This is a genomic window from Daejeonella rubra, from assembly GCF_900103545.1.
GTDB classification, from domain to species: domain Bacteria; phylum Bacteroidota; class Bacteroidia; order Sphingobacteriales; family Sphingobacteriaceae; genus Daejeonella; species Daejeonella rubra.
The window spans coordinates 23999-49918 of the sequence record NZ_FNHH01000021.1 but is presented as its reverse complement, the minus strand read 5'-3'; the positions used below and the strand labels follow the sequence as shown (position 1 = coordinate 49918).

Genomic DNA, 25920 nt, shown 5'->3' with positions numbered 1-25920 from the left:
TTTAGTTAGTTTTTATCGGTATTTCTATGTTGATCATAAGACCGCCCTCAGTCTTTTTTGAGATCTCAATTAAGCCTTGAAAATAATTAATTTTGGCTGTTATGTTTGCCAGTCCAATGCCATTTTTTATCCTGGTATTACCTTGCATTCCAATTCCATTATCTTCTACCATTATTGAAATTCTATCCTCGTCTTCAACTAACTGTAACAGGCAATGACTGGCTCCTGAATGTTTGATTATGTTGTTGAGTAATTCCTTTATTATTCTGTATATGTCATTTTGCATTGTCAAAAATGATTTTTCAGCGTTATCAAACCCTATCATGATATGTTCAACTCTTATTTTTTCAGCAGAATTAATGCCTTCTATCAGATCGGTTATTGCATTCTTAAACCCATATTTTTCTATAGCTAAAGGGGTAAGTGTGTGACTAATATTTCTAACTGTTTGAGATACAGAATCCAGAACTTTTCCAGCTTTTTTAAGTTTCAAAACAGATGTTTCACTATTGATATTGTCAAGGACTGATGACACCTGCAAGCTAGCCAGGGAAAGCAAAGAACTAATATCGTCATGCAGCTGATCAGCAATTTTCTTCCTCTCCAGCTCCTGAGTTTCAATTATACGGTCAGTTAGCTCTTTTTGTTTTTTATTTACTTCCAGTAATAGTATTTCCTTTTCATTTTTGTAGGCATTAAACCTGTTTGCGAGGCCGAAATTCAAAATGATCACTTCAATTACCAGTCCTGTTTGTATACCATAATTTGATAAATAATTAAGCTGAGGTCCGGAACCCCCACTATGAACTAATAATTCAGTGATGGAAAAGGTGATCAGTGCGGATATGGAAAATAAATAATACCATGCCTGGGGGTTTTTCTGACGAATTTTTTCTACCAGGCTCAGAGCAATTAATATCTGAGTACTGAGACCTGCCAGACTTAGAATTCCTAAAAATAGAAAACCATTGGTTTTTGCCTCAATGGGTAAGAAAATAAATAGAATTGCTATAAGGAGTAATCCAACTTTTGCAATCCAAATTGGTTTATAAAAACGACTTTCTTTACCCTGCCCAATAAAAACCTGCATGAACTGTAATAGCATTAAGGAGGAGAGTGAGGTGAAAATGGGCCTTGCCCGGCTTGCAAAATCGGGAAAATCAGGCCATAAGTATTGATAACCATAGCCTTTATCTGCAATGATCCATAAACTTCCGGTTATGATGTAAAGAACATAATAGAGATACAGCTTTTCTCTTACAGTGATATAAAGGAAACACCCAAAAACAATTACCAATACAATTATTCCCCACAATAATCCTGTAATCAGATTTTCATTCATGGTTTTCTGATAGAAGAGGACATTGGGAAGAATTTCAGCATGTAACTGAAGGGATTCACCATTTTTATCAACCCTCAGGAGGTATAAATCTCCCACTTTTCCTTCTAGGGGAAAATTGAACAGGTGGTGTATTATAGGTCTTTGTTTAAATGGAAAATAATCACCTGTGGTATATTTTAGTACAGAGCCCGAACTAGTTGAAATATAAAAATGGAGCCTGTTAATGTGGGCATTGCCAATAATAAGTTTTTGGTTGGAATCATTGGCATTTGCCCTGATTGCCAGCCAAAAAACAGACTTTGTAAATCCCGGGTTGAAATTCCTTTCAGGAAGCCTACTGAACTTTCCAGCCAAAAATAATTGCTGAACCTGTTTGGAATTTAAATTGCGGGCTTTGTCTTCAAGGATGTATATATCAGATGCAAGGGCGCTGTATGAAATAAAAAATATGAATATCAGAGATGCAAATTTTCTCATCCGTAAAATTTTATTAAATCCTTGTTGCTTAAATAATACTAAACATACTGAACCATTCTCTAATATCTGTTTTCTTTAACCGGGATAGTAAAAATTATTCCCAAAAACAGATTATAATAGATCGAGCAAACTTTCAAGCTTCATTCCCCGTGATCCTTTTAATAGAATGGTGGATTGTTTGATTGGTCGTTTATTAAGAGCTTCAGATGCTTCCGGGGTGTTCCTGTAAAATTCGGCATCTTCAATACCTTTCAGCCTGAAGAATTCCTCTCCAACAAATATTCTTCTTTCAGCTTTTGTATGTAATGCTTTTTCAAGGATTAAGCGATGTTCTTTTGCAGATTCCTCTCCAAGTTCAAACATATCCCCAAGAATCAGGACTTTAGATTTTGCCCCCGTATCTTCCAGATTTTCCAGTGCTACCATCATACTGCTAGGGTTAGCATTATAATAATCACAGATAATGGTGTTGTTTGGTGTTTCAAGTATCTGCGACCTGTTATTTACAGGTTTGTATGCATTGATTCCTTTATTGATCTTTTCAGGACTAAGATTAAAATAGCCGCCGATACAAATAGCCGCACTAATATTATCAAAATTATAGATGCCTGGTAAATTTGAAAAGGCCATTTGCTTAGGTTCTCCGGGAAGATTCCAATCGACGCTGAGGTATGGGGATGAGTTTTTTAGACGTACTGAAAGGAAGTTAGTACTTCCTTTTCCATACCCTACTGTATTTTTGAGGCCTCTTTCGTGAGCCATAGTGATAAGTGTCGGATTGTCATTATTGATAAATCCAATTCCGCCAGTTTTCGATAGAAATTCATAAAGTTCACCTTTACCAATCTTTACCCCTTCAACTCCGCCAAATCCCTCCAAATGTGCCTTTCCTACATTGGTGATCATTCCATGGCTTGGTTGAGCAATGCTGCATAAAAATGCAATTTCCCGCTGGTGATTGGCACCCATTTCAATAATTGCAATTTCGCAGTCAGAAGGTACAGATAGTATACTTAATGGTACTCCAATATGATTATTTAGGTTGCCCTCGGTTGCAAAGGTGTTGAATTGTTGTGAGAGAACAGATTTGACCAGTTCTTTGGTTGTGGTTTTTCCGTTTGTTCCCGTTATACCGATGACCGGGATCTTCAATTGTTTACGATGTAAGCGGGCCAGATTCTGTAGGGTTTCCAGAACATCATCTACAAGAATGAATCGATCATCTAATGCATATTCCGCATTATCAATAACAGAGAATGCTGCACCATTTTCAATAGCCTGTAGAGCAAATTTATTTCCATCAAAATTATCTCCTCTGAGTGCAAAAAACAGACTGGAATCTGTGATTTTCCTCGTGTCAGTACAGATTTGGGGATGTTTTAAGTAAATCTGGTATAATTGCTCCGTTGTCATGATATATAGCTTGATACAATATTAAGATTTTTGTTCATCAAGGCGAAGAATTTGGCAATTAGACTTTTTGATTCGTAGATTAGAAGCCGTATTGCTGTTTTTGAATTAGAATCCGGCAAATAGCCAATAAAACCTGTATAAATTTTCCTTGTAAAGCAGGTTTTCGGTTTTTCAATAATAAACTGAAAGCCTGATAAAAATTGAATTTATAGCCTGCGGGCAATATAATAAACCATTGTTTATATGAAAAAATACTGTTTTCTGCTCTTCTTATTGATCGCTGGAATTTTTAATGTTCATGCCCAAAAAGTACAATCGCCCTCAGAGTTTTTGGGATACAAACTCGGTGAGCAGTTTACCCCGCATCACCGGGTTGTTGACTATTATAAATATCTGGCCTCAGTTTCTAAGAACCTCCAGCTACAGGAATATGGGAAAACTAATGAAGGGCGTCCTCTGCTGCTCGCATTCATTGCGTCTGATAATAATATCAGCAGGCTTGACGAGATCAGAAAGAATAACCTGAGCCTTGCCGGGATAAATGAGCAAAATTCTGCGACTGCTCCAAAAGCTACTCAATCAGACCAACCTGTCGTTGTTTGGTTAAGTTACAATGTGCATGGAAATGAATCTGTTTCTACAGAAGCATCCCTCCAAACAGTTTATGAACTTTTAAACCCCTCAAATCAACAAACTAAAACGTGGTTGAAAAACACCCTCGTTGTTATTGATCCTTGTTTAAATCCTGATGGAAGGGAGCGCTATGTTAATTTTTATAATCCGACAAGAAATGCAGTTCCTGATGCTCTCCCTTTTTCACGTGAACATATGGAGCCCTGGCCGGGAGGAAGGTCAAACCATTATTATTTTGATCTAAACCGCGATTGGGCCTGGCAGTCTCAGATAGAGAGTCAGCAGCGCCTGGCAGTATTTAATAAATGGCTGCCGCAGGTTCATGTAGACTTTCATGAACAGGGAATTAATGAACCTTATTATTTCGCCCCTGCAGCCGAGCCATATCATCAGGATATCAGTAAATGGCAAAGGGAGTTCCAAACGATCATTGGTAAGAATAATGCACGTTATTTTGATGAAAAGGGTTGGATGTATTTTACGAAAGAGCGTTTTGATCTTCTATATCCATCCTATGGGGATACTTATCCAATTTACAATGGATCTGTAGGTATGACCTTTGAACAGGGTGGTTCAGGAAGAGCCGGATTGGCAATTATAAACGCAGAAGGTGATACGCTGACATTAAAGGATCGTATCGATCATCATTTTACGACCGGGCTCTCTACTGTTGAAGCATCTTCGAAAAATGCCGAAAGGGCATTGAATGAGTTCAGAAATTATTTTGCTATCAGTAAAACAAACCCTCCGGGGGAGTATAAATCTTATATTATCAGGGGAGATAATTCTGAAAAGCTCAAAAGCCTGGCTACTCTTTTGCGGCGTAATGGTATTGAATTTGGTTATGGTTCAGATAAAGGAGCACAGGGATTCAATTATTTCACAGGCAAGACCGAGAGTGTTAAGATTAGTAAAACTGATATGGTTATCAGTGCTCATCAACCAAAATCTGTCCTTCTTAAAGTATTGTTCGAACCTAAAACCTTTGTTTCTGATTCTGCGACCTATGATATCACTGCCTGGTCATTACCCTATGCTTATGGTCTTCAGGCATTTGCCAGTAAAGAGGCTTTAAGCCCTGTTTTGAATACTCTGAAAGAACAGAACTCAATTACTAATACCATATCAAATCCGGTAGCATACGTTGCCAACTGGAATTCTGTGGCGGATGTTAAGTTTCTTGCTGAATTATTAAGTAAAAATATTAAAGTTAGATATTCTGAAATTCCTTTCGAAAGCGGAGGAAATAGATTTAACGCCGGCTCTTTGATCATCGCACGTAATGGAAATACAACTCTCGATGGAGGATTTGAAAAGGCAGTCACAGATCTTGCCAACAGATCAGGAATTGCCTTACATCCAATGCCTTCAGCGTTTGTAGATAAAGGTGCAGATCTTGGTTCAGATAAGGTCAGGTATATCAGAAAGCCGAAGGTTGTTGTTGTTAGCGGGGAAGCCGCTTCCTCACTGGCATTCGGAGAGATCTGGCATTTTTTCGAGCAGCAAATAAACTATCCGGTTAGTGTGGTCCGTTCACAGGATCTTGGCCGCATCGACTGGACCAGCTTTGATGTACTTATTTTACCGAATGGTAATTATCCTGAAATAGGGAACGATAAAATGCTGCAATGGATACGAGGCGGCGGTAAGCTGATCGCTATGGATGGTGCGGTAGCTCAATTGGCAGGAATAAAAGGCTTTGATATTAAAAATAAGGAAGAAGCCAAGAAGGATGATAAAGAGATTGACCCATATAAAGTTCTTAAGACTTATGAGAACAGAGAAAGAGAAAGTGTTCAGACAAATATTCCTGGTGCGATTTACAAAGTGGATCTGGATAATACACACCCTCTTGGTTTTGGCTTTCCTGACTTTTATTATACCCTAAAGCTTGATGATAAAGTTTATCAATATCTGAGCGATGGCTGGAATGTTGGAGTAATAAAAAAGGATAATTATGTAACCGGCTTTGTAGGTGTGCAAGCCAAGAAAAAATTAACCGATAGCTTGATCTTTGGTGTTCAGGAATTAGGTAGTGGTTCGGTAGTATATTTAGCTGATGACCCGCTTTTTCGTAGTTTTTGGGAGAATGGTAAACTATTATTCAGTAATGCTGTATTTATGGTTGGACATTAATTTACAGAAGACCTGAAGCTCAGATCTTCTGTATGAATGATAGTGTTAATAGTTATCAGTAGGTTCAGCAATGTCTCTGTTTTTGTTATAAAGACTGTCATTTTTGCATTTTAATCCATTGGAGGTCATGATCCACTCTGAAAGGAAGTCTGGTTTTGCATTTTCTGGCTGGCATTCCCAAAGACTATAATCCTCCAGATATCGGTTCAAGGTTCCTTCAATGTAGACCTTTGTATTCTCAGGTATTTTCAGGGTAAGATGAACCCGTTGATCACGCCATAATTCTCCATTTTTTACATAGGTATTTCCATCTAACAGAATTAATGAGTCTGTTTGTATGAAACGATATTTTGCTTGTCTTGCATTTGCCAGTGCGGTTTCAAAGTCAGGTCCTTTAGCGCTGTACTCTTGTATCAATACCGGTATTAAAACGTCAGCTTTAACAATTTTCAGGCTTACATTCCTTGGCAAATTGAAATTACCTCGCCGGCTATTTATTATTATCCGTCCTTTAAAATCATTGGGATTGATATTGTAATCCAGGCTGTCCTCTTTAGTAAGGTATTGTGACGGGTTCATTTTCAGGAAGAAAACTCCTGATGGTTTTATGGAAGAAGTGATAGTGAATCTGGCTTCTTCATTGAATTCAGATCCTACTTTTGAGACATGATAAATACCTATTCCAAGTCCGCCAAGCCATAAAATGAGCATGCCAAAATATACTGTTTTTGATATTTCAACACGTGCAAAGATTACTTTTATGGCAAATACCACCAGCGCAGCCAATGGAATGAAGATCAGCACAAATGCACTTAAGGTGAGTATAGATTTATAGGCAGGATTGACAATGTTGAATGGGAAGGCATTTAATTCATTACTGTTCCAGTAGCCTAAAAATACGATAAGCCCTATTATCAGAGCAAAAAGTCCCATTACCCCGCTAAAGATTATCAGAGCGCCTATGATCTTAACGATGATCATTCCGGCATTTCCAATAAACTTACCTAATTGATCTATTGCCGGCTTAGCTTCGCGATGCGCATTTTTAAGTCCTGTTTTTAATCCATCAATTTCCTCATCAAAATTTTTCTTAAAATTCTGAATGTTAATAGGCTCGCCTTTCATGGCCATTTTATCTGTTCTTGTTACTGCTTTTGGTATTACCAGCCATAAAACAATATATATAGGTATACCGATGCCCATGAACAGTGTAATTATTGCAAGAAGCCTTATCCACTTTGGCTCAATTCCAAAATAATGGCCTATACCAGCGGATACTCCACTTATTACTCTGTCTTCAGTATCTCTGAATAATTTTTTTTCAGCTTTATAGGTGCTATCCATAAGCCTGACTGGTTGATCGTCATCAATATTGAAATCATTCACATTACCCATTCTATCGGTAACGAACATGACATCGGATAATATAATAACCTGCTTATGATCCTGTTCCAGTCTCTCACTGAACATTTCAGCCAATCGATTTTCTATGTCTGTAACGATCTCCTCGCTGTCAGGTGAATATGCGAAATGCCTTTTTACTGCGGTCATATAGGTTTTTAATACCTCATATGCATCTTCCTCAATATGGAAAACAATACCGTGGATATTTATGATAATAGTTTTATTCATAGCCTTCTTCTAAAAATTTTTATAATTTTTCATTAGTATGTTCGATATCTTTTCCTTCTATTGACACCTTAACTGCATAGGATAGTTCCTCCCATGTATTATCCAGACGTTTTAATACCTCAAGTCCTGCTGGTGAAAGAACATAATATTTTCTTGGAGGTCCGGAGGTCGACTCCTGCCAGTTATAGATTAATAGTCCATTGTTCTTCAATCTGGTTAGTAATGGGTATAAGGTGCCTTCTACAACAAGCATGCGGGCTTTTGTAAGTTCACTGATGATGTCTGAGGCATATATTTCCCCTCGGGAAATAATTGAAAGGATACAGTATTCCAGTATTCCTTTTCTCATTTGGGTTTGGGTGTTCTCAACTATCATATAACAAAGATATATGTTTCATTTAGTATTATGCAATACATAGTAGTATATAAAATATTAATGTATATATAATTGTTACAATTGGCTATTTTAATTATTGGGAGTAAAACGGGTCAATTTGTGCTTTTTAGATATCTGGGATCATTCAGCTAATTGTAAAGGTTTTATCCCAATCTGACCCTTTATGACACTAAATAGAATTTATATTATAGTAAATTATTAGTTTATTACTTATCATAAGTAGAAAATACAACGGAATCTAATCATTAATTAATTAATAATATTTTCTATTATTTACTTGATAATCAAGTAAATAATTTGGTATTTTTAATAAATAAACCCTTGTATTTTTATATAAAGTTTTGTTTACACCTCTTCAGGTGCCAATTTGCCTAAGCATTTGATTTAAACCGCAGAATTCAATTGATACTCATGAGAAATTTAACTATTAACCTTTCTGTATTTTTCTTTTTAATTTTTACAGCTAAGGTTATGGCACAGGAAACCTGCAAAGTTTTAATTCCTGAAATATCTGCAAGCTATGAAGGGCCATGTAAAAAGGGCAAAGCAGAAGGAAGTGGGAAAGCAATTGGTAAAGATCGCTATACAGGTTTCTTTAAAGATGGATTACCAAGTGGTAAGGGTATTTACAGCTGGGAGAATGGGGATACCTACGATGGTGATTGGTTGAAAGGAAAAATGGACGGTCAAGGCATTAAAATAGTTAAGCGCGCAGGAAAAACTGATAGTGTAGTAAACGGATTCTGGAAAAAGGATACTTATGTTGGTAAATATGAGAGGCCTTTTTTTATTCATAATCAAAGCAGCCAGATCAGTCGTATTGAGGTAAGAAAGTCGACAGAAGAAGACCTGAATTCTATTTCCGTTGATCTGGTAAATTCCAGCGGGAGCCTTCCTGCATTTGGTGCATCGTCATTAGGTCAGAAAACTATACTGACCGATGTTACTATTCTTTCAGGAACATTTGTTAAAAAAGTTAATTCCAACGACGGTACGAAGGTCGCTTCTTTGAAATTACTGGAGGTAGAATTTCCATTTAAAGCCAGATATAAGCTTGGTATTCACGAATTGACTGTTGAAATAATGGAGGCCGGAGATTGGGTTATTGAAGCTTTTCTAAATAATTAGGCCTTCTGCTGTTATATATTAGGTTAACTACCAGAGTCATTTATCCAATAACTTTTAATTTATGTGGTTTTTCCTGAATTAAATGAAGTGGCAACTGTTAAGATTTTTCATTTATTTTTTTTAATATTACCATATCAAATTCGTTACAATAAATAATTTCATTAACCAATTATTTCTCAATTAACCAATTTTAACCAATTTAAGTATGAAAAAACTTCTACAAAGTTTGCTATTACTGCTCTTTATTGCTTTTCAAGCTATAGGACAGGAACGCACTGTGACTGGGACGGTTACAGACAAATCGGACGGCTTACCATTGCCTGGGGTAAGTATTTTAGTAAAGGGCACTACAGTTGGAACACAAACCTCAGGTAATGGAACTTATTCTATTCGTGTACCGGAAGGCAAGAACCAACTTGAATTTGCATTTGTTGGCTATGTAAAGCAAACGGTCAACATCGGTGGGTCAAAGTCAATTAATATTTCAATGGTTTCTGATCAGCAACAGCTTGGTGAAGTAGTTGTTATGGGTTACGGAACACAATCTAAAAAAGATGTTACCGGGTCTGTTGTCAGTGTAAGTGGTGATAAGCTTAAAAACCAACCGATTCAGAGTTTTGAACAGGCATTGGCAGGTAAAGCAGCCGGTGTCAATATCGTTATGCCAAACGGAGTTTTGAATAATCCTCCGGTATTCCGTATACGTGGTTTTAACTCAATTTCTTTAAGTTCTTATCCTTTGATAGTTGTAGACGGAATTCCTGTGTATACAGGAGATCAATCTGGTAATAGTGCTGCTGGAAATGCTTTGGGAGATATCAACCCTTCCGACATTGAATCAATTGACATCCTGAAAGATGCTGCTGCTTCTGCTATCTATGGTTCAAGAGCTTCAAATGGGGTGGTTGTTATTACTACAAAAAAGGGTAAGCAGGGTTCAACTAAAGTTAACTATGAAGCCTGGGCCGGTTTTAATGAAGCCACTAATTTACCTGAATTGCTTGATGCTCAGGGTTACGTAACTATGAAAAATGAGGCTCTGGCTAATATTGGTACACCTGCCAGATTCTTTTTGCAAACCCTCGCAGATGGAAGTACAGTAAACACAGATTGGTATAAAGTAGCTTACCGTACTGGAGTGTCTCAAAATCACGCCTTGAATTTCTCCGGAGCAACAGATAAAACCTCTTATTATGTTTCTGTGGGTTTTAGTGATCAGGAAGGATTTATTAGAAACAATGATTTTCAACGTAAAATTGGAAGAGTTAATCTGGATCATAAACTGACCAACAGAATTAAAGTTGGTTCTAATTTTTCATTTACGAACACATATAATAAAGCACCAAACACTGGTTCATTACCAGGGCAGGCCTTTTCTACTGTAGGTTTAGGCCGTCTGGCAATTGTATTGCCTCCAAACGTGCCGGCATATAATCCAGATGGTACATATCATACGAATGGTGGAGCAATTGGTTTTGGTGCGAACAATTCGGCAGTAGCTTCGAATTATCCGAATGCACAAGTATTACTTAATGAGGATAAATTTACCTCTGAAAATAACCGGCTTATCGGTAATGTGTATGCATCACTTGATCTTTTAAAGGGAATGGTTCTGAAAACCAGCTATGGTATGGATAATTTGCTTACAGAGAATATTAGTTTTGCAAACAAGTATCAGGGCGATGGTTTCTCGCCAAATGGTAGTGCAACAAATACCTATTCAAGAAATAACAGATGGAACTGGGTTAATACGCTTAGTTACAGTACCACAATAGCATCTTCGCATAACATATCGGCTCTTGGTGGTTATGAAGAGCAAAGCTCAATTGGCTCAGCCTGGGGTGCTACAAGACAGAATGTTTCAGATCCCTTCATTGAAGTATACCAGGGAGGATTTGGTACAATACTTCCTGCCGGTAATGGACTTGGGATAAATGCATTCAGATCCGTTTTTGGAAGTGCGAACTATGATTTTAAAAAGAAGTACTTCCTCGCCGGTAGTTTCAGACGGGATGGTTATTCCGGTTTAGCTGCAGGACAGAAGTGGGGTAATTTTGGCGGTGCATCAGTTGGATGGGATATTTCTCAGGAGAATTTCTTCCAGACTTCAAAACTGGCGGATATTATGTCTCAGTTTAAATTAAGAGGTAGTTATGGTGTTGTTGGTAACATCAATATTGGTGATTTTCCGGCATTATCTCTATATGGAACCGGCCTTTATGGTGGTGTTCCAAGTCTTGGATATAGCCAGGCAGGTAACTCAGAGCTGAAATGGGAAACAAGTACTAAAACAGATATAGGTATTAATATGGCTTTCCTGAATGGACGTATCGAGATTGATGCGGATTATTTCTATAACGACATTGATAAGTTAGTTCAGGCTGCTCCTCAATCACCTTCAAAAGGTATTCCGGGAAATTCGATCACTACAAATATTGGAAGAATGTATAACAAGGGATGGGAATTCACAATCAACTCAACTAACATTGAAAAAGGTAATTTCCGTTGGTCATCGAACTTTAATATTTCATTCATTAAAAATGAAGTGACTTCCCTTGCCAACAACAATTCCGATCTTCCGGGTGTAACATCTCTTGAAACTGCAAACAGAACCAGAGTCGGTTATTCTTTAGGCCAGATCTTTGTGGTTGAAACAAAAGGTGTAGACCCTGCAACCGGAGAGCGTGTTTTTGTAAACAGAAACGGACAGAATGTTCGCTTTAGTTTCCAGAGGCCTGCGGCAAGTCGCTATTTATTTCTTGATGGAGCAAATGCCGGACAAGTTGCTCCTGCTATTGATGCAGTAGCAGATGCAAGGATCTGGGGTAACTCAATTCCTACTTTTTATGGTGGATTTGATAACAACTTTAAATACAAGGAATTTGACCTTAATTTGGGAATTACATACTCTGGTGGAAACTATATCTATTATGGTACTCAGGCAGGTCTGAGAGATCAGCGTTTCTGGAATAATGAAGCCGGAATGTTGAGAAGATGGACTGCTGCAGGTCAGGTAACTGATATACCTCGTGTAGTTTATGGAGATAATACCTCTAATGGATCTGCTGTTCCTATGTCGGCAAATGTTTACAAAGGCGACTTCCTGAAACTTAGAAACGTTTCTTTGGGATATACTTTACCTGCAAAATATCTTGGCAGAACCGGTATGTCTAACGTAAGGGTTTATGCTCAGGCTACTAACCTTTTAGTATTCACAAATTATGCCGGTGCTGATCCTGAAGTGTCTGTAAATGGAAACTCTAACCTGGCGCCAGGTGTAGACAGAAACTCTGTGCCATTGGGCAGAACAATTACATTCGGTTTAAATGTTGGATTTTAATTATTAATGAATTCGAAATGGAAAATATGAAAATAAATAAAGTTAAGGCACTTAGGTTTTTCTTTGTTGTCTTACTGTTAAGCACGGTCTCCGTATCGTGTAAGAAAGATTTTTTGGAAACCTTTCCTGAAACCAGTCTTTCTGATGCAACTGCATTTGCCACCCCTGATCGTATACTCGGACAGGTGAATGGGCTTTATGGTGGTTTAAAAAGTGGACAACATTTAGGCGGAAGGTTTTTAATTTATCAGGATATCAGAGGTGAAGACTTTATTGTCAATAAACCAAACGGAGTAACTGGTTTGGATACCTGGAGACATAACCTGAATTCTGCTACCAATGAGGTTGTAAACCTTTGGAATACAGCTTATTCTACGATCAATCAAGCCAATGTGTTTCTTAAAGGTATTGATGGAAGCGGAACTGTGGTAACTACTACCCTAGCAGATCAGTATCGTTCTGAAGCAAAATTTGTTAGGGCATTCTGTTATTTTAATCTTTTGCAATTATATGCCAAGCCATATACTATGGGTAATGGTTCCAATCCGGGATTACCATTGCGTATACAGGCTGAAACTACTTCGGCAAACAACGATCTAGCCAGAAGCACAGTTGCACAGGTTTATACACAAATTTTGAAAGATCTTGATGAAGCTGAAGCCGGCTTACCCGCTACTTATGCAAGTGCAGCTTTAAATAGCTCAAGGGCTCATAAAAATACAGCTATAGCTTTAAAGACCAGGGTTTACCTGGCAATGGGCAATTACCCTAAAGTGATTGAAGAGTCAAATAAGATAATTAGTGCAACAGCACCGTTTAAATCAGCCTCTGGTGTAACTTTGCAGTTAGAATCAAATATTGCAACCGTCTATGGGGGTACATATATCGGTTCTGAAGCTGTATTTTTCTTACCAATGACTGACCTGAGTAATCCGGGAACCCAGAATCAATTAGCACACTATTATACTGCACAGTCAGTTGGTGGATTTGAAGAGTTTTATCTGAATCCTGCTGGTATTTTTGCAAACCCGGTTTATGCCACTGGTTCAACAGATGCCCGTAAATCCTTTATTATTGCTAATGGAACTAAGAACTTTGTTTCTAAATTCAAAAAACCATCTCCGTATACTGATTATGTACCGGTAATTCGTTACGCAGAAGTATTGCTTAATGCGGCTGAGGCACATACAAGAGGAGGTAATCTGGTTCGCGGACTTGCTTTGTTATCGGAAGTAAGAAAAAGATCTGATGCGAACTATGTTTTCCCACTAGCTAATGTTGGTACACAACCTGATTTAATAAATACTATTTTAACGGAACGAAGAATAGAATTAATTTGTGAAGGATTCCGTTCATTCGATTTATTAAGATTAGGTGCAACAATTCCAGCAAAATCAGATGCTACAAACGTAGCTCAGGCGGTAGCACCTACATCTCCTGCTTATATTTGGCCAATCTCTGCACAAGAGCTTGCAAATAATAAACTGATGACTCCTAACTAAGGATTAACCTGAAATATTTATTAGTAAAGAACCGTCGGGATAGCCCGGCGGTTTTTTTATTGAAGCAATGCTATTTTAACTAATTCTATAGAATTAGTATTTACCATGATTTGCCTGTAAATGAGCCTGATATAGTATAAAATCACTAAATTTTATAGTGTTTTTATAAAAATATAAAAAATAAAACACTGATTTATAGGCTCTTATGTGCTTCACGCAAAAAAAACGTTAAATTAACTTTGTGGTAACAATTATGTTGCCCAACTTTGACATTAAAGTAACCAAAATTTATTCAATCCTCAATTTAAACAATTCAAAACTAATTAAGTATGAAAAAACTTCTACAAAGTTTGTTCCTGCTGTTATTTATAGCTTTTCAAGCTATAGCACAGGAACGTACTGTGACAGGAACAGTGACCGACAAAACAGACGGTTTACCATTACCTGGAGTCAGCGTTAAAGTAAAAGGTACGAACGTCGGAACCTCAACAGGTGGTGATGGTAGGTACAGTCTTCGTGTACCAGGTGGTAGCACCACATTGGTGTTAACCTATATCGGCTATTCCACTCAGGAAGCTGCAATAGGTTCAGGTAACACAGTTAACGTACAATTAACAACTGATGCAAAACAGTTATCAGAAGTAATTGTTACTGGTGTAGCCGGTGCAACAACAAAAGAAAAACTAACAGTATCAGTAACAAAGGTTAGCGAAGAAAGGCTAAACGCTGTAACAGGAACTTCATTAGCAGGTGCACTGTCAGGAAAAGTTGCTGGTATTAAGGCAAGTTCATCAAGTGGTACACCGGGTGCTTCAGTTGATATTCAGCTAAGAGCTGATAACAACCTGAATAACGTAGGGTCAGGACCACTGGTTTTGATTGATGGAGTTATCTTCACAGGATCTCTTGCAGATGTGAATGCGGATGACGTTTCATCAATGGAAGTAGTAAAAGGTGCGGCAGCATCAGCACTTTATGGATCAAGAGCTGGTAATGGTGTAATCGCTATCACTACAAAAAGAGGTAACAGTATTGGACTGAACACAGTGAAAGTAAATGTTCGTAATGAAGTAGGTATGCAGGAAATTGCAAATACTTTAGATCTATCAACTCACCATCCATTTGCTCTTGCTGCAGATTATCAGCAGTATGTTGGTACTTTCACTAAGTACCAGGGTGTTACCTATCCAGCAGGATATCGTGATGCAGGACATAGCCCATTAATTTCTGGTAATAGGGTTCCAAAAGCAGATCACTATATGGACAATCCTTATGGTATTACACGTAATCAGCAGAATGATTTCTTCAATAAAGGTATCAACTATGCCAATTTCGTGTCTATGACTTCAAGGACTGAGAAAACTGGTGTATATGCATCTTTTGAGAATAACTCACAGGAAGGTATCATTGAAATGACAGACGGTTACAAGAGACAAAACTTCCGTTTTAACGTAGATCAGCAAATTGCTCCATGGTTAAAGTTCAGTACTTCCAATTTATTGGTTAATACAAAAACTGAATATCCTGGATCAGGTGGTGGTATCTTCTTTAATATTGCATTAGCAGAGCCGGATATTAACCTTCACCAATTAAACCCTGATGGTCAGCCATACTACTTACGTATGAACCATTGGAGTGGTGAAACTACTAACCCTCTTTATACGCTTTACAAAACTGAAAGAAACAATAAGAGATTCAATTGGGTAGGTAACTTTGCATTAAATGCAAGAGTAACTTCATGGGCAAACTTTGATGTGAGTCATTCAATTGAAAGAAATAATTATCGCTATCGTAACTATAATCCAAAAGATTACTGGACTCCAACAGGTGGTACAGCAGCAACCAATGGTATGTCTTATACCAATGGAAACTTACAGGATTATTCTGAAGATGGAAACAGCCAAAACACTCAGGCCACTTTAAACATGGTTAAGGATTTTGGTGATCTTACCTTAAGAGGTAAACTTTCATACCTGTATGAAAACCGCAGATACGAAAACTATCAGGTTTTATCTTCTCAGTTTGGAGTTGCAGGTATTCCTACCTATGATAACTTCGCAACTATCAATGATGCAGGTTCATACAATGAAACAGAAAGAGCTCAAAACTATTTTGCAATCTTAGGTGTAGATTATAAAGACAAGTTTTTAGTAGATGCAATGTATCGTTATGATGGTTCATCACTTTTCGGTTCAAATGAAAGATGGAATCCTTATTACAGGGTTTCAGGTGCTTATCGTATTTCTGAGGATGTTAAGATTCCGGGAATTGATGAGTTAAAAGTTAGAGCTGCATACGGAACTGCTGGTATTCGTCCGGGATTTGCATGGCAATATGAAACCTTCACTTTAAATAATGGTTCAGCAGCTGCTGTTCAAAGAGGTAACAAGAACTTAAAACCATCCAAAACAGCTGAAACAGAAATTGGTTTGAACGTTGATTTCTTAAAGAAATTCTCTTTTGAAGCAGTTTACGCGCAGTCTGTAACAGATGATCAGTTCTTAAATGTTCCGCTTTTAGGTTTCCTTAATAATGGATTCACAAGCCAATTCCAAAATGCAGGTTCAGTAGAAAGTAAGACTTTAGAATTCAGTCTTTCTGCTAACTGGATGAAGAAAAAAGATTTTTCATGGAGCTCAAACCTGGTTTATTCCAGAATCAGACAAAAAATCACTGATCTTCCTGTTCCACCATACGTATTTGGTGACACTGATGGTGGTGGTCAGCAAATGTTCTTTATCAAATCAAATGAAACTTACGGAGCAATGTATGGTCATTCTTGGGTAAAGAGTCTTGATCAGATGAGCAAGCAACTTCCGGCAGGTAAAACCATCGCTGATTATGTTGTAAACTCACAAGGTTATGTAATTGCTGCTGGTACTCAGGGTATGATCACTGAAAAAGCGATCAAGCGTTTAGATGATAAAGGTGCAATCTTGTTTGATAAAATAGGTGATGGTAATGCTGATTTCAATATGGGCTTAGCCAATACCTTCAACTACAAGCGTGCAACTCTTTATTTCTTACTTGACCTTAAGAAAGGTGGAGATATTTACAATGCTAAAGGACAATGGTTAACCAGAGATCTAAGAAATCCTGAGATGGACATGAGCGGAGTAGCACAGGCTGATAAGAAGGCATACGATTACTTCCTTAATTTCTATGATGTAAATACTCCTAACGCATATTGGGTTGAAGATGGTACCTATCTTAAACTTAGAGAGGTAGCTTTAGGTTATACTTTCCCACTAAAAAGCTTAGACGTATTTGGCGGTGTTGTTAAAAGTATCACTGCAAAAGTTGTAGGTCGTAACCTGCTTAACTTTGATAACTACAGTGGATATGATGCTGAAGTTGGAAGTATCAGACAGCCGTATGATGGAACTTCAAAATATCCTAACTTTAGGAATTATGCGTTCTCACTTTCAATGGATTTTTAACTCTTAAGATTAATAAAGATAATTATGAAAAAAATAAAATTTATTTACGCAATCGCTCTGGCACTGTTTCTTGTGCAAGGGTGTAAGAAAGATCTCCTTACGGTAGAAAACGAAAATCAACCAGATTTTGATAAAGTTTTCTCTAATGGAGCAGCTCTTGAAAATCTTGCCAGTGGTCTGTACGTTACCATTTATAATGGTGAACATGCTGGTGGTAGTGCACAGCCTATGCTTGCTACTGCTTCTGACAATGTATCCTGTTCATGGGGTAACTTTGGAATGAGAGATATGTCATGGGAGCCTCGTAACAATGCATGGAACAATGCACCGACTTACGCTTATCAGGCAAGTACTCTTAATCTTTGGAATAACATGTATTCTTCTATTAACACAGCTTCCGATGTTATAAAAGCAATGGGAACAGGTGTTAATGTGGGTGCAAATGGTGCAGATAATGCAAGAACTAAAGCTTTCTGCAGGTTTGCTCAGGGTGTAGGTTATGCTAACCTTGCCCTTGTATTTGACAAAGCATTCATCGTTGATGAGAAAACTACTGTTGCAGAAGCTACCTTAGCTTCAGCATCAGCTTATTCTAAAGTAGTGGAATCTGCTTTGGCTTATCTTGATGAAGCGTCAGCTTTAGCTACAGCAAATACATTCACTATTCCTAAGTCATGGTTAGGTACTGACAAAGATTTATCAAGTGCTGACTTTAAGAAACTAGTAAATACTTATGCAGCTAGAACTTTGGCTTATTCTCCACGTAACAAAACCCAATTGGCTGCTGTTAACTGGGCAAAAGTGAAAACTTACGCTGATGCTGGTATTACTTCTGATTTTGTTGTAATGCAGGATGGTTATGCTAAGTGGTATGATGAAGCAGGTGATTACCTTGTTTATCAGGGATGGGGTGTTACTGACAATTATGTTGTTAACATGATGGATCCTTCAAAACCAAAGCACTGGACTGACATTTCTTCTTTCCCTTATCCAACAGCTTCAACCGATCCTGTTGATAAGCGTATATTCTCTGATTTTGAATACGTTTCATCTCAGTGGTTCCAGGCAGCAAGAGGTTACTATCATTATTCTCCATACAGAAACAAGAGATATGATGAAATGTATGTTGCAGCTGTTGGTCCAAAGCCACAGATCATGAAGGCAGAAAATGATATGCTTAAAGCTGAAGCAAGAGCTTATACTTCTGACTTAAGTGGAGCAGCAACAATTATCAATGCAAGTACACGTAAAACCCGTGGTCAGATGGCTGATGTAGCTGCAGTTTCTGCTGATGTTATAAAGGCTATACACCATGAGCGTCATGTTGAACTTTATACTACTGGTGTTGGACTTCAGTTTTTCGAAATGAGAAAGTTAGATCTTTTACAAAAAGGTACTCCTTTGCATTTCCCAATTCCAGGAAAAACCCAGCAAACTATGGGCTTAGTTGTTCCTTTCTATACTTTTGGAACTGTAGCTTTAGCTGATGGAATTAATACTTCTAACGCAGGTTGGAGATAATCTATCTCATTAATCTTATAAACAGAAAAAGCGGACATTGTCCGCTTTTTCTGTTTTAATAATCTTTAAGATCGGTTTGCTATTATTTTTTATCTACGCTAATAGTGCCCGGTCCTACAAAGGCAAGACCTAAGAATACAAACCCCATTTCTATCGCCTGGGATGCGGCCATAATATCTTCATTATTATTCAGGTGCATTGTTGCTGCAATAGCCATGGTGAATGTCAATAATAAACATACGGGTCTGAATGCTAGTCCAAGTAGAATCAGGAACCCTCCGAAAGTCTCGGTTGCTGCAGCAAGTAAGCCCCAAACAACCGGCAAAAAATCTATCCCGGCATATTTCATTGCTCCCCCTATGGCTTCCCATTTTTCTGGTCCTCCCAATAGTTTTGGATAACCATGGAGCATAAACATAATTCCTAAGCCAATTCGGGTAATTAATAATCCGGTATTCCGGTATTTTCCAAGTGATGCTAATAAAGCCATAATTAATTGTTTGTTTGATTCATTTTTATAATTTCAGGATTGAGATTCTGAATAGGTTAATCTGACATTTTCTTCCCCAACATCCATTTTAACTCTTCTTCCAAAGATCAGGGCGCGGTTATCAGTGATATGCCCGGCAGGAAAATTGAAACAAACAGGAAAATCAAATTCTTTCACATGCTCCATAATGATCTGCTCGGCGGTCTGTCCGAAAGGAATATCATTGTCTTTCATTTCTGTGAAAGAACCTACGATGAGTCCTTTGAGATCAGCCAACTTACCCGATCTTTTTAAATTCCACATCATCCGGTCCAAAGAATACAGATATTCTCCAACATCCTCAAGAAAGAGGATCTTACCCGTATAATCCTGTTCAGAAACAGAGCCAGCCATCATCATCATGAGAGTTAAGTTACCACCAATTAAGAGGCCATTGGCTTCTCCGGTTCTATTTTTGATCCCGCTTTTGTATTCGTATTCAAATGGTTCGTTAAACAGAGCTTTTCTTAAAGTTTCCAATGATACCTCTGAACCTTCAGGTATGGTCAGGGGCATTTGGCCATGGATACTTTCTGTTTTGTACAATGCCTGGATATGGCTGTGCAGCACTGTGATATCGCTAAAGCCAATGATCCATTTCGGGTGATTTCTGAAGCTTGAAAAATCCAGCCGATCAATTATCCGTATGGTTCCGTATCCTCCGCGTGCTGCGAAAACAGCTTTGATTTCAGTATCGTCCAGAAATCGCTGCATATCTGAAGCCCTGAGTTCATCGGTACCTGCAAACTGGTGCCAGGAGGCATTTACGGTTTCACCCAAAACAACATTGAGCCCCCAGGACTCCAGCAGCTTGACGGCATCTGAAATATCACGGGGTAGTTTCTTAGCCGGACATGTTATCGCTACTGTATCACCAGTTGTTAAATATGGCGGAGTTTTATAAGAATCAATTTGCTTATTTGTCAACTTATTGAATTTAATTAAAGAGCCAATCCTCAGTTTTTATTGAGATAATACCTGATTAAGCCCGGTTCATATAAAATATAAAATTACAATTTGCTTTAATATAAATTGGGCAGCTAAGCTATTAGCAAATTAGCACATTAGCCGTTATCTTTGCAAAAGAAAAAAATTAAGCTAATATTAAGATTTTGGGAAACGATAAATTTAAAAGATACACAGTTACTGCAGCACTTCCCTACACAAATGGTCCGGTACATATTGGGCATCTTGCAGGTGTTTATATTCCTGCCGATATCTATGTCAGATTTCTCAGATCAACTGGTAAGGACGTGATTTTCGTTTGTGGTTCTGATGAACATGGTGTTCCCATTACGCTTAAGGCCAGGAATGAAGGAATTAGCCCTCAGGAGGTAGTAGATAAGTACCATAAGATCATAGGTGACTCTTTTAAGGATTTTGGGATAGCCTTTAACATTTATCACAGGACTTCCTCACAAACCCACCATGATACAGCTTCTGATTTTTTTAGGACTCTTTATGATAAGGGTGTTTTCAGTGAAGAAGAAACTGAGCAATATTTTGATGAAAAAGCAGGGCAGTTTTTAGCTGACCGCTATATTATTGGGACCTGTCCTAAATGCGGGAATGAAGAAGCGTATGGAGATCAGTGTGAAAAATGCGGGTCTTCTTTAAGTCCTACAGAACTTATCAATCCGCGTTCCACTCTGTCAGGTGCAAAACCTGTGATGAAGAAAACTAAGAACTGGTTTCTTCCTTTAGATAAAATGCAGCCTCAAATAGAGGCGTATATTGATTTACATAAAGATTGGAAGCCAAATGTGTACGGTCAGTGTAAATCCTGGCTTAGCGGCGGTTTAAATCCGCGTGCAATGACACGTGATCTCGACTGGGGTGTTAAGGTTCCGGTTGAAGGTGCAGAAGGTAAAGTGCTTTACGTTTGGTTTGATGCTCCCATTGGTTATATATCCGGTACCAAGGATCTTTGTGATCCTGACTTAAGTGTTGAGAAAAAAGCTGATTATTATCTTAATGAAACCCTGAAACCGAAGGATAGCTGGGAAAAATACTGGTATTCAGAAGATACAAAACTTGTTCATTTCATAGGTAAGGATAATATTGTATTTCATTGTATCATATTCCCCGCCATGCTGATGGCCCATGGGCAGTACCAGCTTGCAGATAATGTACCGGCAAATGAATTTTTGAATCTTGAAGGTGATAAGATCTCAACTTCAAGAAATTGGGCAGTATGGCTGCATGAATATCTTGAGGATTTTCCGGATAAACAGGATGTTTTGCGTTACGTTCTTACTGCAACTGCACCTGAAACAAAAGATAATGATTTTACCTGGAAGGATTTTCAGGCAAGAAACAATAATGAGCTGGTTGCAATTTTTGGCAATTTCGTCAATAGGGTTCTGGTATTGTCGCATAAGTATTTTGGCGGACAAGTGGTGATGGGTTCCGGATTTTCGGATACTGATCTTAAGGTGATGGAAGAATTGAAGGACTATCCTTCAAAAATAGCTGCCTCTATTGAGCAATACCGTTTCAGAGAGGCTTTATCTGAATTTATGAATCTTGCTCGCCTTGGTAATAAATATCTTGCCGATGCTGAGCCATGGAAGCTGATCAAAACAGATGAAGAGCGGGTTAAAACTATATTGAACATTGGATTGCAGATAGCCTCCAACCTTGCAATTCTTGCACAGCCCTTCCTGCCTTTCAGTTCTCAGAAATTATTCAATATGCTGAACATGGAAGTTCAGGATTGGGATAAGGCCGGAACTTTGAACTTGCTACCTATTGGACACCAGCTTAACGAAGCGGCATTACTGTTTGAAAAGATCGAGGATTCTGCAATTGATGCGCAAATACAGAAATTAATGGATAGTAAGGTTGCAAACGAACAGGCTGCAATGAAATCTGAAGAGGCAAAACCCAATGTTAGCTTTGAGCAGTTTTCTTCAATGGATATTCGAATTGGGACTATCCTTGAGGCAGAAAAAGTTGCAAAAACCAAGAAACTACTAAAGTTAAAGATCGATACCGGATTGGATCAGCGCATTATAGTTTCAGGAATTGCAGAGTACTATGAACCTGAGCAGATCATTGGTAAGCAGGTCTCTGTGTTAATAAATCTGGAGCCAAGAGAGATTAAAGGAATTTTATCACAGGGAATGATACTTATGGCTGAAAGTTCGGATGGAAATCTTAGTTTTGTGGCGCCTGCAAATGTATTTCCTAATGGAAGTACTGTGAGGTAAAAGAATCTAATTGGTCCCGTAGTTCAACGGATAGAATAGAAGTTTCCTAAACTTTAGATGTGGGTTCGATTCCCGCCGGGACCACTACCTTAAATATGAATACTTGCTTAAGCGTATCAGTGCTTATTTCCATAGCCAGTATCTGACCAATTACCTACTCCAACCTTAATAAGGATAATTCAGTTTCTAAAATATTTTTTGATTGACACATAAGCTATCATAATTGTATTTATTCAATTTTAATTTGTAAGATTAAATCGGGCATTAAATGTTTTAATATTAGATTTGAGATATTGACTCTTTGTTTTTCATTTTATAGAAGAAACATTCATTTACAATGTTAAAATCAATATTTACTGTCGCTTTATGTTGTTTTTTAGCTTTTTCATCACTTGCAAATGATATTCAGAGCATTGGTATCTCCTATGTTCGCAATTATACTAAGTCTTCTTATCTGGCCGGAAACCAAAATTGGTCTGTAACTGCTGATGCAAACAGGGTTATTTATTTTGGGAATTCAGAAGGGTTATTGAGTTTCAATGGAAATGCCTGGCAATTATATAAGATACCTCATAGTCTTATCGTCCGGTCTGTTGCTGCAGATGGAAAAGGGAAAGTTTATACTGGAGGTTTCGGAGAACTGGGATATTGGCATTTTGACTCTAAGGCCATTCTTAAATATCAATCGCTTAACCATCTTATCCCCAAAAATTATCAATTTAATGATGAGATATGGAAAATATATATTGATGGAGAACGGGTAATTTTTCAATCATTTGGAGCGATTCTGATCTACCATAAAGGTAAAATTGAAGTCATTGATACGGGCCCGTTTTTATTCCTGATGAAAGTTAAGAATCGATTTTTTATTCAGGTTTTAAAGAAGGGGTTATTTGAACTTAAAGGTAGCAGACTTGAATTTGTAGCAGGCAGTGAGATACTTGGCAATATGGCTGTTTTATGCATGCTTCCTTTCAATACCAATAGTTTTGTAATTGGAACTTCAAATGATGGTTTATTTGTATTTGATGGTGCCGGGTTTAAGGCCTGGGATATTCCGGCCAGTCAATTCCTTAAAACCAATCAATTAAATAATGGTGTTGATCTGTATGGCAAATATTTTGCGTTTGGGACCATATTAAATGGGATCGTAATTATAGATAAAGATGGTAATGTAATTCAACAGATAAACAAGTCTGGCGGTCTTCAAAACAATACTGTATTAAGTTTATTTGTTGATCAGTCTAATAATTTATGGGCTGGTTTAGATAATGGTATAGACCGTATAGAGTTAAATTCTCCGCTTTCATTTTTTCTGGATAAGACCGTTGGGTTTGGAACCGTTTATTCAAGCATTATTTATAAGGATAAGATCTATCTCGGTACCAATCAGGGTTTATATTATAGCGCCTGGGATCCTATGAATAAAGTCCAATCATTTGATTTCAAATTAATTCCAAATTCGCAGGGTCAGGTATGGGATCTTTCATTAATTGATGGTGAACTTTTTTGCGGACACAATAACGGTACGTTTAAAATAAAAGGCGCAGCCCTGGAAAAGGTTTCTTCCATAAATGGTGGGTGGACTATAAAAAAAATGAGCTCAGTGCCTGATAAATTAATTCAGGGTACTTATAATGGTTTGGTCATTTATAATAAAGATGGTAGAGGAAAGTATAAATTCTCACATAAAGTAAATGGATTTTCTGCTCCCTCGCGCTATGTAGAGCAGGATGAAAAGGGGAATATTTGGTCATCTCATGCATACAAGGGTTTATTTAAGATGAATCTCAACGAGGAGCTGACAGATATAGAAGGGCCTATAAAGAATTATGATCAAACTCTGGGATTACCCTCAAGTTATGGGATCAATATTTTTAATCTGTTTGGCAAAATTGTATTCACATCAGATTCTGGATTTTATGTCTATGATCATATTATTGACAGGTTTAAGAAATATGATGAATTAAACAAAGGACTTGGATCATTTTCAACATCTAATAAAGTTATAAAGGCTGATGAGAAAAGCTATTGGTTTATAGAACGGGGAAAAGTTGCGCTGGTCGATTTTTCTGAATCGGGAAAGATTAAGGTCAACTCCAATTTGTTTAGTGTTCTAAATGGCCGGATGGTACAGAATTATGAAAATATTTCAAAAATAGACCATAATCTTTATTTGATCAGTGTTGATGATGGTTTTGTGCTTTACAATCAAAACTTAAAGGAGATAAAGCAAAGCATTCCGGATGTTATTATAGGCAAAGTTGAAAACATAACTGCTACAAATTTTACACTAACCGAGAGAGCATCATTAAGTAGCCCTATTAAAATAGACCATCAGGAAAATAGTATACGGATCTATTATAGTTTGCCTCTGTATCGTCAAAGTAAGATCATGTATCAGTATTATTTGGAAGGGTATTCAACCGGATGGTCTTCCTGGTCGGGGGTATCTCAAAAAGATTTCACCAACCTTCCCTTTGGTACCTATGAGTTTAAGGTGAGGGCTAAGGTAAATGATACGGAGATGTCTGAAATTGCTTCTTTTAAGTTCGAGATACTGCCTCCATTTTATGCGTCGGTTTGGGCAATGTTCTTTTATTCCATTTTAATTGTAATTTCTATCTACTTAATTAGAATATGGTATTTCCGAAAACTTAAAAAACATCAGGAAAAAATTCAAAATCGTGTTCAACAGGAACGTGATGAGCATTTAAAACAGGAAGCAATTATTAATGAGCAAAAGCTTATTAAACTCAAGAATGAAAAACTACAGACTGAGGTTGATAGTAAAAGCCGGGAGGTAACAAATTCAGCTATGAATATTGTTTATAAGAATGATTTGTTACAGAAAATAAAAGGTGAAATAGTTAATCTTAAAGATCCACAGGGAAAGGTACTGGCTGATGATCAATTAAAACGCCTGCAAAAAATTATTGATGAAGGAATGAATGACGATAGAGACTGGAATTTATTTGAAAGCAGTTTTAATGAAACTCACGAGAATTTTTTCAAAAAATTAAAGTCAGATCATCCGGATCTTGTCCCAAATGATTTGAAGCTTTGCGCCTATTTACGAATGAATATGAGTAGTAAGGAAATGGCATCCATGTTAAACATTAGTGTTCGTGGGGCTGAGATAAGACGATATCGCTTAAGGAAAAAACTAAGCCTTAGCCATGATAAGAATTTGGTGGAGTTTTTAATGGAGCTCTAGC

At 37.6% G+C, this 25920-nt stretch carries 14 protein-coding genes and 1 tRNA gene; 9 read left to right on the top strand and 6 right to left on the bottom strand.

The annotated features are described in order from the left end of the window. Position 1: 1 nt before the first annotated feature. Together BLR27_RS13485 and BLR27_RS13480 are read right to left on the bottom strand one after the other, a co-directional pair. Positions 2-1819 (bottom strand): sensor histidine kinase, encoded by a 1818-nt coding sequence (locus BLR27_RS13485; RefSeq protein ID WP_090705703.1) that lies wholly within the window; start codon positions 1817-1819, stop codon positions 2-4. 111 nt (positions 1820-1930) lie between these two features. Further along, a complete protein-coding gene (locus BLR27_RS13480) occupies positions 1931-3232 on the bottom strand; it encodes a UDP-N-acetylmuramoyl-tripeptide--D-alanyl-D-alanine ligase (RefSeq protein WP_090705701.1) in 1302 nt (433 codons plus the stop codon). Between the two features lie 243 nt (positions 3233-3475). Between BLR27_RS13480 and BLR27_RS13475 the strand changes: the two genes are divergently transcribed. After that, a complete protein-coding gene (locus tag BLR27_RS13475; RefSeq protein WP_090705698.1) occupies positions 3476-6001 on the top strand; it encodes a M14 metallopeptidase family protein in 2526 nt (841 codons plus the stop codon). A gap of 45 nt (positions 6002-6046) precedes the next feature. Here BLR27_RS13475 and BLR27_RS13470 read toward each other — a convergent pair whose 3' ends face one another. Then, on the bottom strand, positions 6047-7633 hold the full coding sequence (locus BLR27_RS13470) for a PspC domain-containing protein (RefSeq protein WP_090705696.1): 1587 nt from the start codon (positions 7631-7633) through the stop codon (positions 6047-6049). Positions 7634-7652: 19 nt separating this feature from the next. After that, positions 7653-8009: a PadR family transcriptional regulator gene (locus BLR27_RS13465; RefSeq protein WP_090705694.1), complete on the bottom strand. Its 357-nt coding sequence runs from the start codon at positions 8007-8009 to the stop codon at positions 7653-7655. A gap of 432 nt (positions 8010-8441) precedes the next feature. On the opposite strand from BLR27_RS13465, the gene BLR27_RS13460 reads away from it, so the two are divergent. The 5 genes from BLR27_RS13460 to BLR27_RS13440 all read left to right on the top strand — a co-directional run bounded on the left by BLR27_RS13460 (position 8442) and on the right by BLR27_RS13440 (position 18961). Next, positions 8442-9158, top strand: a complete 717-nt coding sequence (locus BLR27_RS13460) for an MORN repeat-containing protein (RefSeq protein ID WP_090705692.1) — start codon at positions 8442-8444, stop codon at positions 9156-9158. A 205-nt stretch (positions 9159-9363) separates the two neighbouring features. Next, on the top strand, positions 9364-12498 hold the full coding sequence (locus BLR27_RS13455) for a SusC/RagA family TonB-linked outer membrane protein (protein WP_090705690.1): 3135 nt from the start codon (positions 9364-9366) through the stop codon (positions 12496-12498). Between the two features lie 26 nt (positions 12499-12524). Continuing rightward, on the top strand, positions 12525-14000 hold the full coding sequence (locus BLR27_RS13450; protein ID WP_090705733.1) for a RagB/SusD family nutrient uptake outer membrane protein: 1476 nt from the start codon (positions 12525-12527) through the stop codon (positions 13998-14000). 329 nt (positions 14001-14329) lie between these two features. Further along, positions 14330-17440 carry a SusC/RagA family TonB-linked outer membrane protein gene (locus BLR27_RS13445; protein WP_090705688.1) on the top strand — a complete coding sequence of 1037 codons (3111 nt, stop codon included), beginning with the start codon at positions 14330-14332 and terminating at the stop codon, positions 17438-17440. Positions 17441-17464: 24 nt separating this feature from the next. Next, on the top strand, positions 17465-18961 hold the full coding sequence (locus tag BLR27_RS13440) for a RagB/SusD family nutrient uptake outer membrane protein (protein WP_090705686.1): 1497 nt from the start codon (positions 17465-17467) through the stop codon (positions 18959-18961). 82 nt (positions 18962-19043) lie between these two features. Here BLR27_RS13440 and BLR27_RS13435 read toward each other — a convergent pair whose 3' ends face one another. After that, positions 19044-19451, bottom strand: coding sequence for a DoxX family protein (locus BLR27_RS13435; protein WP_090705684.1), 408 nt, complete (start codon positions 19449-19451; stop codon positions 19044-19046). A gap of 33 nt (positions 19452-19484) precedes the next feature. Next, positions 19485-20417, bottom strand: a complete 933-nt coding sequence (locus BLR27_RS13430; RefSeq protein WP_245704518.1) for a S66 peptidase family protein — start codon at positions 20415-20417, stop codon at positions 19485-19487. Between the two features lie 185 nt (positions 20418-20602). Between BLR27_RS13430 and metG the strand changes: the two genes are divergently transcribed. The 3 genes from metG to BLR27_RS13415 all read left to right on the top strand — a co-directional run bounded on the left by metG (position 20603) and on the right by BLR27_RS13415 (position 25919). Then, a complete protein-coding gene (metG, locus tag BLR27_RS13425; RefSeq protein WP_090705683.1) occupies positions 20603-22702 on the top strand; it encodes a methionine--tRNA ligase in 2100 nt (699 codons plus the stop codon). Between the two features lie 12 nt (positions 22703-22714). After that, positions 22715-22786: transfer RNA gene (locus BLR27_RS13420), tRNA-Arg, on the top strand. A 253-nt stretch (positions 22787-23039) separates the two neighbouring features. Further along, the gene (locus BLR27_RS13415; RefSeq protein WP_090705681.1) at positions 23040-25919 is read left to right on the top strand and encodes a ligand-binding sensor domain-containing protein; all 2880 of its coding nucleotides are present in this window, start codon (positions 23040-23042) and stop codon (positions 25917-25919) included. Position 25920: the final 1 nt, after the last annotated feature.

Excerpts from the sequence above, each read along its gene's own strand:
- BLR27_RS13440 (WP_090705686.1), top strand. The coding sequence starts at position 17,465 with ATGAAAAAAATAAAATTTATTTACGCAATCGCTCTGGCACTGTTTCTT.
- BLR27_RS13485 (WP_090705703.1), bottom strand. The coding sequence starts at position 1,819 with ATGAGAAAATTTGCATCTCTGATATTCATATTTTTTATTTCATACAGC.
- BLR27_RS13455 (WP_090705690.1), top strand. The coding sequence starts at position 9,364 with ATGAAAAAACTTCTACAAAGTTTGCTATTACTGCTCTTTATTGCTTTT.
- BLR27_RS13465 (WP_090705694.1), bottom strand. The coding sequence starts at position 8,009 with ATGATAGTTGAGAACACCCAAACCCAAATGAGAAAAGGAATACTGGAA.
- BLR27_RS13470 (WP_090705696.1), bottom strand. The coding sequence starts at position 7,633 with ATGAATAAAACTATTATCATAAATATCCACGGTATTGTTTTCCATATT.
- BLR27_RS13450 (WP_090705733.1), top strand. The coding sequence starts at position 12,525 with ATGAAAATAAATAAAGTTAAGGCACTTAGGTTTTTCTTTGTTGTCTTA.
- BLR27_RS13415 (WP_090705681.1), top strand. The coding sequence starts at position 23,040 with ATGTTAAAATCAATATTTACTGTCGCTTTATGTTGTTTTTTAGCTTTT.
- BLR27_RS13480 (WP_090705701.1), bottom strand. The coding sequence starts at position 3,232 with ATGACAACGGAGCAATTATACCAGATTTACTTAAAACATCCCCAAATC.
- BLR27_RS13460 (WP_090705692.1), top strand. The coding sequence starts at position 8,442 with ATGAGAAATTTAACTATTAACCTTTCTGTATTTTTCTTTTTAATTTTT.
- BLR27_RS13475 (WP_090705698.1), top strand. The coding sequence starts at position 3,476 with ATGAAAAAATACTGTTTTCTGCTCTTCTTATTGATCGCTGGAATTTTT.
- BLR27_RS13435 (WP_090705684.1), bottom strand. The coding sequence starts at position 19,451 with ATGGCTTTATTAGCATCACTTGGAAAATACCGGAATACCGGATTATTA.
- BLR27_RS13445 (WP_090705688.1), top strand. The coding sequence starts at position 14,330 with ATGAAAAAACTTCTACAAAGTTTGTTCCTGCTGTTATTTATAGCTTTT.